Origin of the sequence: Marinobacterium jannaschii DSM 6295 (assembly GCF_000620085.1) — a bacterium.
Taxonomy (GTDB): Bacteria; Pseudomonadota; Gammaproteobacteria; order Pseudomonadales; family Balneatricaceae; genus Pontibacterium; species Pontibacterium jannaschii.
Map to the genome: position 1 here is coordinate 118,997 of NZ_JHVJ01000010.1, position 14,477 is coordinate 133,473.

General features: G+C 54.1%; 11 protein-coding genes. 10 read left to right on the forward strand and 1 reads right to left on the reverse strand.

Annotation, left to right across the window (positions count from 1 at the left end; all coding sequences use genetic code 11):
• Positions 1–54 precede the first annotated feature (54 nt).
• Entirely contained in the window at positions 55–1,329 is a 1,275-nt protein-coding gene (gltA, locus tag Q354_RS0108410; protein ID WP_027857214.1) for a citrate synthase, read from the reverse strand.
• Between the two features lie 470 nt (positions 1,330–1,799).
• Between gltA and sdhC the strand changes: the two genes are divergently transcribed.
• The 10 genes from sdhC to Q354_RS0108460 all read left to right on the forward strand — a co-directional run bounded on the left by sdhC (position 1,800) and on the right by Q354_RS0108460 (position 14,422).
• The gene (sdhC, locus tag Q354_RS0108415) at positions 1,800–2,177 is read left to right on the forward strand and encodes a succinate dehydrogenase, cytochrome b556 subunit (protein ID WP_027857215.1); all 378 of its coding nucleotides are present in this window, start codon (positions 1,800–1,802) and stop codon (positions 2,175–2,177) included.
• Entirely contained in the window at positions 2,171–2,518 is a 348-nt protein-coding gene (gene sdhD, locus Q354_RS0108420; RefSeq protein WP_027857216.1) for a succinate dehydrogenase, hydrophobic membrane anchor protein, read from the forward strand. Before sdhC ends, sdhD begins: the two co-directional genes overlap by 7 nt.
• Positions 2,519–2,521: 3 nt before the next feature.
• Positions 2,522–4,294, forward strand: a complete 1,773-nt coding sequence (gene sdhA, locus Q354_RS0108425; RefSeq protein WP_027857217.1) for a succinate dehydrogenase flavoprotein subunit — start codon at positions 2,522–2,524, stop codon at positions 4,292–4,294.
• A 12-nt stretch (positions 4,295–4,306) separates the two neighbouring features.
• Positions 4,307–5,011, forward strand: a complete 705-nt coding sequence (locus tag Q354_RS0108430) for a succinate dehydrogenase iron-sulfur subunit (protein WP_027857218.1) — start codon at positions 4,307–4,309, stop codon at positions 5,009–5,011.
• A gap of 270 nt (positions 5,012–5,281) precedes the next feature.
• Positions 5,282–8,113, forward strand: coding sequence for a 2-oxoglutarate dehydrogenase E1 component (locus tag Q354_RS0108435; protein WP_027857219.1), 2,832 nt, complete (start codon positions 5,282–5,284; stop codon positions 8,111–8,113).
• A gap of 56 nt (positions 8,114–8,169) precedes the next feature.
• The gene (gene odhB / locus Q354_RS0108440; protein WP_027857220.1) at positions 8,170–9,375 is read left to right on the forward strand and encodes a 2-oxoglutarate dehydrogenase complex dihydrolipoyllysine-residue succinyltransferase; all 1,206 of its coding nucleotides are present in this window, start codon (positions 8,170–8,172) and stop codon (positions 9,373–9,375) included.
• A gap of 45 nt (positions 9,376–9,420) precedes the next feature.
• Positions 9,421–10,857, forward strand: a complete 1,437-nt coding sequence (gene lpdA, locus Q354_RS0108445) for a dihydrolipoyl dehydrogenase (RefSeq protein WP_027857221.1) — start codon at positions 9,421–9,423, stop codon at positions 10,855–10,857.
• 152 nt (positions 10,858–11,009) lie between these two features.
• On the forward strand, positions 11,010–12,176 hold the full coding sequence (gene sucC, locus Q354_RS0108450) for an ADP-forming succinate--CoA ligase subunit beta (RefSeq protein ID WP_027857222.1): 1,167 nt from the start codon (positions 11,010–11,012) through the stop codon (positions 12,174–12,176).
• A gap of 2 nt (positions 12,177–12,178) precedes the next feature.
• Positions 12,179–13,051: a succinate--CoA ligase subunit alpha gene (sucD, locus tag Q354_RS0108455; protein WP_027857223.1), complete on the forward strand. Its 873-nt coding sequence runs from the start codon at positions 12,179–12,181 to the stop codon at positions 13,049–13,051.
• A 177-nt stretch (positions 13,052–13,228) separates the two neighbouring features.
• Positions 13,229–14,422 carry an MFS transporter gene (locus Q354_RS0108460; RefSeq protein WP_027857224.1) on the forward strand — a complete coding sequence of 398 codons (1,194 nt, stop codon included), beginning with the start codon at positions 13,229–13,231 and terminating at the stop codon, positions 14,420–14,422.
• The last annotated feature ends 55 nt before the right edge of the window (positions 14,423–14,477 follow it).

A 14,477-nucleotide genomic window follows, 5' to 3' on the forward strand; every position in this document is an offset into this window, starting at 1 on the left:
AAAGTGCTTAAACAAAAAAGGCTGCCCGTGGCAGCCTTTTTGTTTTCAGGGCGATTACTTGATATCGCGCTTGCTCGGGCCAGTGTAAAGCTGACGCGGGCGACCGATCTTGTTCGGGCTGGAGTGGAATTCGCTCCAGTGTGAGATCCAGCCGATTGTACGGGACAGGGCGAAGATCACGGTGAACATGTTGGTCGGGATGCCGATCGCTTTCAGGATGATACCGGAGTAGAAGTCGACGTTCGGGTACAGCTTGCGCTTCACGAAGTATTCGTCTTCCAGGGCAATCTGTTCCAGGCGCTTGGCGATCTTCAGCAGTGGCTCGTCCGCTACACCCAGCTCGGTCAGAACCTCGTCGCAGGTCTTCTTCATCACTTTAGCGCGAGGGTCGAAGTTGCGGTATACGCGGTGACCGAAGCCCATCAGGCGGAATGGATCGTTAGGGTCTTTTGCCTTCTCGATGAATTCCGGGATGTTATCTTCGTGGCCGATCTCTTCCAGCATGGTCAGTACGGCTTCGTTAGCACCGCCGTGAGCCGGTCCCCACAGCGCCGCGATACCCGAGGCGATACAGGCGAACGGGTTGGCGCCTGAGGAGCCAGCCAGTCGTACAGTGGAAGTAGAGGCGTTCTGCTCATGATCGGCATGCAGCAGGAAGATGCGATCCATTGCTTTGGCCAGTACCGGATTTGGACGGTACTCCTCGCATGGAGTGCCAAACATCATGTGCAGGAAGTTATCAGCGTAAGCCAGTTCATTGCGTGGATACATGAACGGCTGGCCGATGGAGTACTTGTAACACATCGCCGCCAGGGTAGGCATCTTGGCGATCAGGCGGTAAGCACATACTTCTCGATGGTAGGCGTCGTTGATGTCCAGGGAATCGTGGTAGAACGCAGACAGTGCGCCAACGCAGGCAACCATGATTGCCATTGGATGTGCGTCGCGGCGGAAGCCGTTGAAGAAGTGGCTCATCTGTTCGTGAACCATAGTGTGGCGAGAAACGGTGTTAACGAATTTCTCTTTTTCTTCAGCGGTCGGCAGATCGCCATTCAGCAGCAGGTAGCATACTTCCAGGTAATCTGACTGTTCTGCCAGCTGCTCGATCGGGTAGCCGCCGTGCAGCAGAACGCCGTTGGCTCCGTCGATGTAAGTGATTTTAGATTCACAAGCAGCTGTAGAGACGAAACCCGGATCGTACGTGAACAGACCCTGGCCGGTCAGTGGGCGAACGTCGATTACGTCAGGACCTTCTGTGCCGGAATAGACGGGGAGTTCGATTGCTTCATCCAGACCGTCGACCATCAAACGTGCTTTTTTGTCAGCCATGTAAGTGGCTCCTATCATTCTTGTTTATTTGTGCGACTTTCTTCTACTGCATCTCAGCAGTTGCACCCGGCTGAGATACGTCGCGACTTATACGAGTCTTGGCCCGATTAATAGGACCCACCCAATATAGAGACTGAAGCGGAATTGTCAATCCGACCAACTAGTATAGTTACCGCAATGCAGCATAAAGTGCCAAGGATTTAACTAGTAAACCCCCAAAGCGAAAATAATATTTTAGTTGTACGAATTTTTATCAGGATTTTTGCGGTGCTAGACAAAGGGTGTAGATTGCTATTGGGTTGATTGTATTGTGAATTCTAAATGCTTATACTCTCGCCCCGAAGTTTATGTGCCCAAAAAACGCCCAGAGAGCCGTCTTACGGGACGTGAGCTTTGATCGAGGTACTTATCTTCTAGCACTTCCTAGCAACCGTGCTCTGCAACAGGGCAGCAAAGTGTGAACAAGAGCCGTGAATAAAAAAAGACCTGTAAATTTAGATCTGCGAACCATTAAACAGCCACTGCCGGCTATATCTTCAATCCTGCACCGTGTAACAGGTGTTGCGTTGTTCTTCGGCGCAATCCTGATGATGTACGCGCTGGGATTGTCATTGGAGTCTCCGGAAGGCTTCGCTGAAGCACAAGAGATGCTTTCCGAGGGCTTCTTTGCCCGTTTGATCGCCTGGGGTATGGTGTCAGCTCTGCTGTATCACCTGCTTGCCGGTGTTAAACATCTGATTATGGATTTCGGTCACCTTGAAGAGCTCGAAAGCGGTCGTATGGCTGCTAAAGCGACTCTGATTGCAGGTGGCGTAGCTGTCCTTCTGGCGGGGGTATGGGTATGGTAACAAGCATCACCAGCTTTGGCCGTAGTGGCCTTTACGACTGGATGATTCAGCGTGTAACCGCTGGCGTCCTTCTCTGCTACACAATCTTTATGATTGGTTATCTGGCGTTCGGCGCAGACCTTTCCTACGACATGTGGAAGGGCCTGTTTGAAGGAACTGCCATGCGCATCTTTACCCTGCTGGCCGTGCTGTCCTTTGCAGCACACGTCTGGATTGGTATGTGGTCCGTATCAACTGACTACATTAAACCAACAGGGGCTCGTTTCCTGTTCCAGTCTGCCTGTGGTCTCCTGACGTTTATCTACGTCGTATGGAGCATTCAGATTCTGTGGGGTGTCTAAAAGATGTCTAAACTGCGTACTCTTACTTTTGACGCAATCGTAGTAGGTGGTGGCGGTGCCGGTATGCGTGCCGCGCTGCAGCTGGCCCAGTCCGGCCTCAACACTGCCTGCGTAACTAAAGTATTCCCAACCCGTTCTCATACCGTGTCTGCTCAGGGCGGCATCACTTGTGCGATCGCAAGTGCTGATCCGAATGATGACTGGCGCTGGCACATGTACGATACCGTTAAGGGTTCCGATTACATCGGTGACCAGGACGCTATCGAATACATGTGTTCCGTAGGCCCACAGGCTGTATTTGAACTGGATCACATGGGTCTGCCGTTCTCCCGTACAGAAACTGGTCGTATCTACCAGCGTCCGTTCGGTGGTCAGTCCAAGAACTTTGGTGAAGGCGGTCAGGCTGCCCGTACCTGTGCTGCAGCTGACCGTACCGGTCACGCCCTGCTGCACGCCCTGTATCAGGGCAACATGAAGGCAGGTACTACCTTCCTGAACGAATGGTACGCTGTTGATCTGGTGAAAAACGCCGAAGGCGCCGTTGTGGGTTGTATCGCAATCTGCATCGAAACCGGTGAAACCGTTTACATCAAAGCCAAGGCCACTGTTTTGGCAACAGGTGGTGCGGGCCGTATCTACGCGTCCACTACCAATGCCCTGATCAACACCGGTGACGGTGTAGGCATGTCCCTGCGTGCAGGCGTACCTGCTCAGGACATGGAGATGTGGCAGTTCCACCCAACCGGTATTGCCGGTGCCGGCGTTCTGGTAACAGAAGGCTGTCGTGGTGAGGGTGGCTACCTGATCAACAAGGACGGTGAGCGCTTTATGGAGCGTTACGCGCCTAACGCCAAAGACCTTGCCGGTCGTGACGTTGTTGCCCGTTCTATGATCCTGGAGATTCTGGATGGCCGCGGCGCTGGTGAAAACGGCGATCACGTATTCCTGAAGCTGGACCATCTGGGTGAGGAAGTTCTGCAGTCTCGTCTGCCAGGTATCTGTGAGCTGGCGAAGACATTTGCTGCGACCGATCCGGTTAAAGAGCCAATCCCTGTAGTGCCGACCTGTCACTACATGATGGGCGGTGTTGTGACCAATATCGGCGGTCAGGCGATTGCGCCGGATGCTGACGGTAATGATCACATCATTGACGGTCTGTTCGCCTGTGGTGAAGTTGCCTGTGTATCTGTACACGGTGCAAACCGCCTGGGTGGTAACTCCCTGCTTGACCTGGTGGTCTTTGGCCGCGCAGCAGGTATGCAGATCGAGAAGCAGATGCGTGAAGGCTATGATTCTCTGGATGCTACTCAGGAAGATATCGATCGTGCCATGGCGCGTCTGGATCGCCTGAACAACTCCACCGGCGGTGAGAGCGTAGCGGACGTACGTAAGGATCTGCAGAGCTGCATGCAGCTGTACTTCGGTGTATTCCGTGACGGCGAAAGCATGGAGAAAGGTCTGGAGCTGCTGAAAGAGATTCGTCAGCGTGTTGAGAATGTGCATCTGGAAGATAAGAGCCAGGCGTTCAACACTGCGCGTATCGAAGCTCTGGAGCTTGAGAACCTGATGGAAGTTGCTGAGGCAACGGCCATCGCAGCTATCACGCGTACCGAGTCCCGCGGTGCTCATGCCCGTAACGACTATACCGAACGTGATGATGAGAACTGGCTGTGCCACTCCGTCTTCTATCCGGCTGACAAAACTATCGGCAAGCGCGCTGTTAACTTCGCGCCTAAGACAGTTGATGCCTTCCCACCAAAAGTTCGTACCTACTAAGGAGCAGCTGTCATGTTGGTAAGTGTATACCGCTATAACCCTGAGACTGATGACGCTCCTTACATGCAGGATATCCATATTGATATCCCGGGTGGTAAGGACATCATGGTGCTGGACCTGCTTCAGCTTCTGAAGGAGAAGGATACAAGCCTGGCGTACCGCCGTTCCTGTCGTGAGGGCGTTTGTGGCTCTGACGGCCTGAACATGAACGGCACTAACGGTCTGGCCTGTATCACGCCGCTGTCTGCTGTTGTCGAAGATGACAAGCTGGTGCTGCGTCCGCTGCCAGGTCTGCCGGTTATCCGCGACCTGGTCGTTGATATGACCCAGTTCTACCGTGCGTATGAGAAGGTGAAGCCGTTCCTGATCAACGATACCCCTGCGCCGGCTATCGAGCGTCTGCAGTCTCCTGAAGAGCGTGCTGAGCTGGATGGTCTGTACGAGTGTATCCTGTGTGCGTGCTGCTCGACATCCTGCCCGTCTTTCTGGTGGAACCCGGACAAGTTCATCGGTCCTTCCGGTCTGCTGCAGGCTTACCGCTTCCTGGCGGATAGCCGTGATACAGCGACCCGTGAGCGACTGGCTGACCTTGATGATCCGTTCAGCGTATTCCGTTGCCACGGCATCATGAACTGTGTCAGCGTTTGTCCTAAAGGTCTTAACCCGACCAAGGCGATCGGTAAGATCCGTAACATGTTGCTGCAACAGGCAACCTGATACAGAGGGCGGTGCTTCGGCACCGCCTTTTTTTTGCCTGCGATTTGTAAAGCTTATCGAAGGTAAAGAAAAAAATGGCGATATTCGCCAATTTAACAAAAAGAATGATTTAAAGCTTTGCGACAAGGCTTTAAGATTACACACCCGTGAAGACATGCTGCATGGGTGGTGTGTCTCAGGTGATAAAACCGGTAATTTCGAAGAGGGGTCGCTTCGGCCTGAAATTCAGGTGCCAGGAGCAATAAGCCCCCTGAGCCAGGGTGATAAAGAATGCAAGAAGGCATCATGGAGTTGATGTGGAAGAATGCCCATCTATACGGTGGCAACCTCTCCTACGTCGAGCAGCTGTACGAGACCTATCTGATGGATCCGAACGCCGTTCCACAAGAGTGGCGTGACGAGTTTGACCGACTCCCCAAGGTTGGTGAAAATTTCTCTCAGGATGTTCCTCATTCAACGATTCAGGAACATTTCCTTTACCTCGCTAAGAATCAGAAGCGTGCTAACCCCGTCGCTGTGAGCTCCGTGAGTTCCGAGCACGAGAAGAAGCAGGTTCGTGTGTTGCGGATGATCAACGCCTATCGAGTGCGTGGACATCAGAACGCTTCACTGGACCCGCTGAATCTGCAGGAACGTGAGCCAGTGCAGGATCTCGATCCTCGCTTCCACGAACTGTCTGCGGCCGATTACGACACAACTTTCCAGCTGGGCTCACTGTTCTTCGGACCGGAAGAAGCACCACTGAAAGATATTCTGGCAGATCTTAAAAAGACTTACTGCACCACTGTCGGTGCTGAGTATATGCATATCGTAGATACTCAGGAAAAGCGCTGGATTCAGTCCCGCCTTGAGCCAGTGCGCAGCCATCCCCAGCTGGAAGCTGCAGAGCGTAAGCATATCCTGGAGCGTCTGACCGCTGCAGAAGGCCTGGAAAAATACCTGGGTTCCCGTTACGCCGGTGCCAAGCGTTTCGGCCTGGAGGGGGGCGAAGCCATGATCCCTCTGCTGGACGAACTGATCCAGCGCTCCGGTCGCGACGGTGCCAAAGAGCTGGTGATCGGTATGGCCCACCGAGGCCGTCTGAACACTCTGGTAAACATCTTCGGTAAGAACCCGGCTGAACTCTTCGGTGAGTTCGAAGGTAAGAAGATGGTGGAAACCTCCGGTGACGTTAAGTACCACCAGGGTTTCTCATCAAACGTGATGACCTCGGGTGGCGAAGTCCACATCGCGATGGCGTTTAACCCGTCTCACCTGGAGATCTCCGCACCGGTAGTTGAGGGTTCTGTACGTGCCCGTCAGGACCGTCGCAGTGATCCGGTTGGCACGACCGTAGTACCGGTCAATATCCACGGCGACCAGGCGTTTGCCGGTCAGGGCGTTGTTATGGAGACATTCCAGATGTCTCAGACACGTGCCTACAAAACCGGTGGTACTGTCCATATCGTTGTGAACAACCAGGTTGGTTTCACAACCTCCAAACAGGAAGACTCGCGCTCAACCGAATATGCAACGGATGTTGCCAAGATGGTTTCTGCGCCGATCTTTCACGTTAACGGCGATGATCCTGAAGCCGTTCGCTTCGTGACTCAGGTTGCTCTGGACTACCGTAACGAATTTAAGAAAGACGTTGTGATCGATCTGGTGTGTTACCGCCGCCGTGGTCATAACGAAGCGGATGAGCCTTCCGGTACCCAGCCGCTGATGTATGCCCAGATCAAGAAGCAGAAAACCACGCGTGAGCTTTACGCTCAGCGTCTGATCGAAGACGGTGTGCTGTCCGCAGACGACGCTAAACAGATGGAGAAAGACTACCGTCAGGCGTTGGAGAACGGCGAGCACGTTGCGAATGCCCTGGTGCAGCAGCCGAACGAAGAGCTGTTTGTTGACTGGAAGCCTTATCTGGGGCACAGCTGGTCTTTCGATTGTGAGACCGGTGTCGATCTGAAGCTGCTGCAGGAACTGGGCGCCAAGATCTGTGAAGTACCTGAAGGTTTTGCAGTACAGCGTCAGGTTCAGAAAATTATTGAAGACCGTAAGCGTATGGCTGCGGGTGCCATGGAGCTGAACTGGGGTATGGCGGAGTCTCTTGCCTATGCCTCTATTCTGGCCCAGGGACACCCGGTACGTCTGACCGGTCAGGACGTTGGTCGAGGCACGTTCTCCCACCGTCATGCGGTTCTGCATAACCAGAAAGATGCGAGCACCTTCATGCCGCTGCAGAACCTGTCGTCCGACCAGCCGCGTCTTACGCTGCATGACTCTTACCTCTCTGAGGAAGCAGTGCTGGCGTTTGAATACGGTTACGCGACAACCATGCCAAACGCACTCGTAATCTGGGAAGCTCAGTTCGGTGATTTTGCCAACGGTGCTCAGGTTGTTATTGACCAGTTTATTACCAGTGGTGAGCAGAAGTGGCAGCGCCTGTGTGGCCTGACCATGCTGTTGCCTCATGGCTTTGAAGGCCAGGGGCCAGAGCACAGTTCTGCTCGTCTGGAGCGTTACCTGCAGCTTTGTGCTGAACACAATATCCAGGTTTGTGTACCGACAACCCCGGCGCAGATTTTCCATCTGTTGCGTCGTCAGGTTGTACGTCCGCTGCGTAAGCCTCTGGTGATCATGTCACCGAAGAGCCTGCTGCGTCACAAACAGGCTATCTCCTCCCTGGACGAGCTGAGCACCGGTGGCTTTAAGCCGGTAATCGCTGAGTCCGAAGCGCTGGATCCTAAGGATGTTAAGCGTGTAGTTTTGTGTAGCGGTAAGGTCTACTACGACCTGTACAACCGTCGTGCGGAGCTGGAGAAGAAAGACGTTGCTATTGTACGTATCGAACAGCTTTATCCGTTCCCTGAACAGGCTATGGCTGAGGCGATCGCAGAATACAGCAACCTGGAAACTGTTGTTTGGTGTCAGGAAGAGCCGATGAACCAGGGGGCGTGGTACTGCTCTCAGCATCATATGCGCTCTGTGCTGCACAAACACGATCCGCAACTGCACCTGGAAGGCGTTGGCCGACCACATGCTGCTGCGCCTGCTGTGGGTTACATCTCTGTACACCTTGAACAGCAGGAAAAACTGGTTAACGAAGCAATCAACGGTTAATCAGGCGATCCGACAAAATTAGTCGCCTGACGTGCAAAGACGGTAAAGGAAAAAACATGTCCATCGAAATTAAAGCGCCGACATTCCCTGAATCTGTAGCAGACGGTACGGTCTCTACGTGGCATAAACAGCCTGGCGAGGCTGTCGCTGCTGACGAGCTGATCGTTGATATCGAAACTGATAAAGTCGTACTGGAAGTTGTAGCGCCAGCTGACGGCGTACTGAAAGACGTGATCAAAGGCGAAGGCGATACTGTCCTGAGCGATGAAGTGATCGCAATGTTTGAGGCGGGCGCTGCTCCAGCTGCTGCCCCGGTTGCTGTAGAAGCCGCGACGGCTGAAGCTGCTGCTGGCGAAGGCGACAAAGTTGGCCCGGCTGCACGCAAACTGATCGAAGAGAACGGCCTGGATGCTGCGGCGATTCCTGCTTCCGGCAAGAACGGCGGTATCACTAAGGAAGACGTTCTCAGCTACCTGAAAAACAAACCGGCTGCAGCACCTGCAGCGGCGGCACCTGCACCAGCGGCAGCCGCTCCGGCTGTTAACGTTGCGGCAGGTGAGCGCGTAGAGAAGCGTGTTCCTATGACGCGTCTGCGTGCGACTATCGCTAAGCGCCTGGTTGAAGCGCAGCAGAACGCTGCGATGCTGACCACTTACAACGAAGTCAACATGAAGCCGGTTATGGAACTGCGTAAGCAGTACAAAGACCTGTTCGAGAAGACCCATAACGGCACACGTCTTGGTTTCATGTCCTTCTTCGTGAAAGCGGCAACTGAAGCACTGAAAAAATTCCCGGCTGTTAACGCATCTATCGACGGTAACGACATGGTATATCACGGCTACCAGGATATCGGTGTGGCCGTATCCACAAACCGTGGCCTGATGGTACCGGTACTGCGTGATACTGACAGCATGAGCCTGGCTGACGTTGAGTCCACCATCGCTGATTTCGGTAAGCGTGGTCGTGACGGCAAGCTGGGTATGGACGATATGCAGGGTGGCACTTTCACCATCACTAACGGTGGTGTGTTCGGTTCCCTAATGTCTACGCCTATCCTGAATCCACCACAGACCGCTATCCTGGGTATGCACAAGATCCAGGAACGTCCTATGGCAGTTAACGGCCAGGTTGAGATTCTGCCAATGATGTATCTGGCACTGTCTTACGACCACCGTATGATTGATGGCAAGGAGGCTGTACAATTCCTCGTGACAATTAAAGACCTTCTGGAAGATCCTGCACGTATGCTCCTGGAAGTCTGAGTCAGCCCTTACGAAAACGAGAGAATTGATAGGATAGGTTAAGAAATGTCTCAAAAGTTTGACGTTATTGTTATCGGTGCCGGCCCTGGCGGTTACGTAGCTGCAATCCGCGCCGCACAACTGGGCCTGAAAACCGCATGCGTCGAGAAATGGATCGATGAGAAAGGTGCTCCTGTACTGGGTGGTACCTGTCTGAACGTGGGCTGTATCCCTTCTAAGGCTCTGCTGGAATCCACTCACCAGTTCCATAAAACCCAGCACGCTGACGTGCATGGCATCGCTACCGGCGAAGTCAGCATGGACGTGCCTAAGATGGTTGCGCGTAAAGACAAAATCGTTAAGAACCTGACTGGCGGTATCGGCGGTCTGTTCAAGGCGAATGGCGTAACCACACTGCAGGGCATGGGTAAACTGCTGGCTGATAAGAAAGTCGAAGTGACTGCCGCAGACGGTACTGCTACTGTCTACGAAGCTGATAACGTGATTCTGGCTTCCGGTTCTGTTCCTGTGAACATCCCGCCAGCACCGCTGACTGAAGGCCTGATCCTGGATAATGCCGGCGCCCTGGACATCGACGAGACGCCTAAGCGTCTGGGTGTTATCGGTGCAGGCGTAATCGGTCTGGAGATGGGTTCCGTATGGGCGCGTCTGGGCACCGAAGTTACTGTTCTTGAAGCGATGGACGAGTTCCTGGGCGCAGCGGATAAAGACGTTGCCAAAGAAGCTGCGAAAATCTTCAAGAAACAGAAGCTGGATATCAAGCTGGGTGCTCGCTGCACCGGTACCGAGATCATCGACGGTAAAGAAGTACTGGTTAAGTACACTGATTCCGAAGGTGATAAAGAGATCGTCGTAGACAAGCTGATCGTTGCTGTTGGCCGTAAGCCGCAGACTAATGGCCTGCTGTCTGAAGACTGTGGCGTTAAGCTGGACGAGCGTGGCTTTATCTTTGTTGATGAGCAGTGTAAGACTGCAGCACCGGGCGTTTACGCGATCGGTGACTCTGTTCGCGGCCCAATGCTGGCGCACAAAGCATCTGAAGAAGGCATCATGGTTGCAGACATCATCGCTGGTCATAAGGCTCAGATGAACTACGACGTGATCCCAAGCATCATCTACACACACCCTGAACTGGCGTGGGTTGGTAAGACTGAGCAGGAACTGAAAGCTGATGGCGTCGCTATCAAAGTAGGTAAGTTCCCGTTCGCTGCTTCCGGTCGTGCGATGGCCGCTGACGATACCGATGGTTTCGTTAAGATCATTGCGGACGAAGCGACTGACCGCATCCTGGGTGTACACATGGTTGGTGGTATCGCTTCTGAGCTGATCGCTCAGGCTGCTATCGCCATGGAATTCTGCTCCAGCGCTGAAGACCTGCAGCTGACTGTATTCGCTCACCCAACCGTGAGTGAAGCCGTACACGAAGCCGCCCTGGCTGTAGACGGTCACGCGATCCATATCGCCAACCGTAAGAAGCGCTAAGCAATACCTGTTTAAAAATTTCGGCTGGCCACTCCCGTGGTTGGCCGATTGAGCAAGAAGCTTGTCGTTGAAAATCCCCTAGGGGCTGTATTACGTATTCTCTCCATATGTTTTACAGAATAATCATTAGTGACAACACAACGGATTAGAGCATGAACCTTCACGAGTACCAGGGTAAACAGTTGTTTGCCGAATATGGTCTGCCGGTATCCAAAGGGATCGCGGTAGATACTCCGGAAGCAGCTGCTGAAGCAGCTAATACAATTGGCGGTGACAAATGGGTTGTAAAAGCCCAGGTTCACGCCGGCGGCCGCGGTAAAGCGGGCGGCGTTAAGCTGGTTGACAGCCCTGCTGAAGCGCAGGAATTCGCAGCTAACTGGCTGGGTAAAAACCTGGTCACTTACCAGACTGACGAAAATGGTCAGCCAGTTTCCCGCATTCTGGTTGAAACCTGCACTGATATCGCCAACGAGCTGTATCTGGGTGCGGTAGTCGACCGTTCTTCCCGCCGTATCGTTTTCATGGCATCCACTGAAGGTGGCGTGGAAATCGAGACTGTTGCAGAAGAAACCCCGGAAAAAATCCTGAAAGCAACTGTTGATCCTCTGACTGGCGCTCAGCCATACCAGGGTCGCGAGCTGGCTTTCAAACTGGGTCTGCAGGGCGACCAGATCAAGCAGTTCACCAAGATCTTCATGGGTCTGGCGAAAATGTTCCAGGAAAAAGATCTGGCGCTGCTGGAAATCAACCCGCTGGTTATCACTGACGAAGGAAACCTGCACTGCCTGGACGCTAAAGTAGCGATCGATGGCAATGCGGTATACCGTCACAAAGACCTGCAGGAAATGCATGATCCATCTCAGGAAGACGAGCGTGAAGCACGCGCGGCTGAGTGGGACCTGAACTACGTAGCACTGGACGGCAGCATCGGCTGCATGGTTAACGGTGCTGGCCTGGCAATGGGTACTATGGATATCGTATCCCTGCACGGTGGTTTCCCGGCTAACTTCCTGGACGTTGGTGGCGGTGCTACCAAAGAGCGTGTAACTGAAGCGTTCAAGATCATCCTGGAAGACAGCAAAGTTAAAGCGGTACTGGTTAACATCTTCGGCGGCATCGTACGTTGCGACCTGATTGCTGAAGGTATCATCGGTGCGGTTAAAGAAGTGGGTGTAAACGTACCGGTTGTTGTACGTCTGGAAGGTAACAATGCTGATCTGGGCTCTCAGCTGCTGTCTGAGTCTGGCCTGGACATCATCGCGGCTACCAGTCTGACTGACGCTGCTCAGCAGGCTGTTAAAGCAGCGGAGGGTAAATAATCATGTCCGTTCTGATTAACAAAGACACCAAAGTAATCTGTCAGGGTTTCACTGGTGGTCAGGGTACCTTCCACTCTGAACAGGCTATCGCTTACGGCACCAAGATGGTTGGTGGTGTAACGCCGGGCAAAGGTGGTTCCGAGCACCTGGGTCTGCCTGTATTCAACACCGTTGCTGAAGCTGTTGAAGCAACTGGCGCTGAAGCATCTGTTATCTACGTTCCTGCTCCTTTCTGTAAGGATTCCATCCTGGAAGCGGCGAACGGTGGTATCAAACTGATCGTTTGTATCACTGAGCACATCCCGGTTATGGATATGCTGGAATGTAAAGTTAAGTGTGACGAGCTGGGCGTTCGCCTGATCGGTCCTAACTGCCCGGGCGTTATCACTCCGGGTGAGTGCAAGATCGGCATCATGCCGGGTCACATCCACCTGCCAGGTAAAGTGGGCATCGTTTCCCGTTCCGGTACTCTGACGTATGAAGCTGTTAAGCAGACTACTGATGCCGGTTTCGGTCAGTCCACCTGTGTAGGTATCGGTGGTGACCCGATTCCTGGTTCTAACTTCATCGACATTCTGGAAATGTTCGAGAAGGATCCACAGACTGAAGCGATCGTAATGATCGGTGAGATCGGTGGTTCTGCTGAAGAAGAAGCGGCTGCATACATCAAAGCTAACGTGACTAAGCCTGTTGTCTCTTACATCGCCGGTGTTACTGCACCTGCTGGTAAGCGTATGGGTCACGCTGGTGCGATCATCTCTGGCGGTAAAGGTACTGCTGACGAGAAGTTTGCAGCTCTGGAAGACGCTGGTGTTAAGACTGTGCGCTCCCTGGCTTCTATCGGCGATGCGCTGAAAGAAGTAACTGGCTGGTAATCACCGGTCAGATCAGAAAGGGCTGCTTCGGCAGCCCTTTTTTGTGCCTGACTGTCAGGCGGCACTGGATCGATCCGTCTTGGGTCCGGAGGTTCCTTGGCCTTGCTTATTCCGGCTGAACGGATCTCTGCACGACCGTATAATGGTGCTCTTTTTCTTCTCACTGAGAACCTGCTGATGTCTGCTACTACTACCCGACCGCGCCATATACTGCCGCTCCTGGTTCTGGCTCAGTTTCTGGGGACATCGGGCTGGTTTGCCGGCAATGCCGTATTGCCTGATCTGCAGCTGGCCTGGGGGCTGGATGATCAGGCCGTAGCGCCTCTGACTAATTCGGTGCAGCTGGGGTTTATCGCCGGGGCGCTGCTGTTTGCGGTGCTGGCGCTGGCAGATCGGATACCCCCGGCCCGGCTTTTCTTTGTCTGCTCGGCTGGCGGCGGGGTTTGCAGCCTGGCTATTGCCTGGTGGGCGGAGAGCCTGACCCAGTTACTCTGGTTGCGGTTTGTCGGTGGGGTGATGCTGGCCGGGATCTATCCGGTGGGTATGAAAATCGCCGCGGGCTGGTATCCGCAGGGGTTGGGGAGGGCGCTGGGGTACCTGATCGGGGCGCTGGTGATGGGGACGGCATCCTCACACTTGCTATCCAGCTTTGCCGAGGTGGACTGGCGCAGGGTGATCGAAGGGGTCGGGCTGATGTCTCTGGCCGGAGGAGTTGTGGTACTGCTTGGCGTGCCGGATGGACCTGCAGCTTTCCATGGCAAGGGCCTGTCGCTGGCTGATATTCGTATCGCCGCCGGTCACCGACCGCTGTGGCTGTCGGCGGGAGGCTATTTTGGACATATGTGGGAGCTGTATGCCGTCTGGGCAATTGCTCCACTCTGGCTGGCACGCTGGGCCGAGATGAATGCGGCCGAGCCGAATCTCTCTTTCTACGGTTTTCTGGTGATTGCTGCCGGCGGAGTGGGCTGTATCGCCGGCGGAATCTGGTCCGGGCGTTATGGCAGTCTGGGGGTAGCGCGCCTGATGTTGGCGCTGTCCGGACTCTGCTGCCTGTTGTCACCGCTGGTCATGCAGTCAGGCTGGCTGCTGGTTGTACTGTTCTGGCTGGTCTGGGGATTTACCGTGGTGGCGGATTCGCCGCAGTTTTCGGCCCTGTCTGCACAAAACGCGCCCGCCAGGGTTGTTGGATCTGCCCTGACGCTGATTAACTGCCTGGGATACAGCCTGACCGTGGTGGCGGTGCAGGTTGTCGTATTCGCTATGAACTGGTGGCCGGTTGAGTGGGTGATGTGGCTGCTGATTCCCGGGCCGCTGCTGGGCGTATGGTGCCTGTCGCAGCTCAGGAATCAGGTTGCAGGCCCTGCAGTCTAGCGCCTGACTCCGGATCTTTTATTGTGCGGCCGGGCGAGTTTAACTGATTCGACCA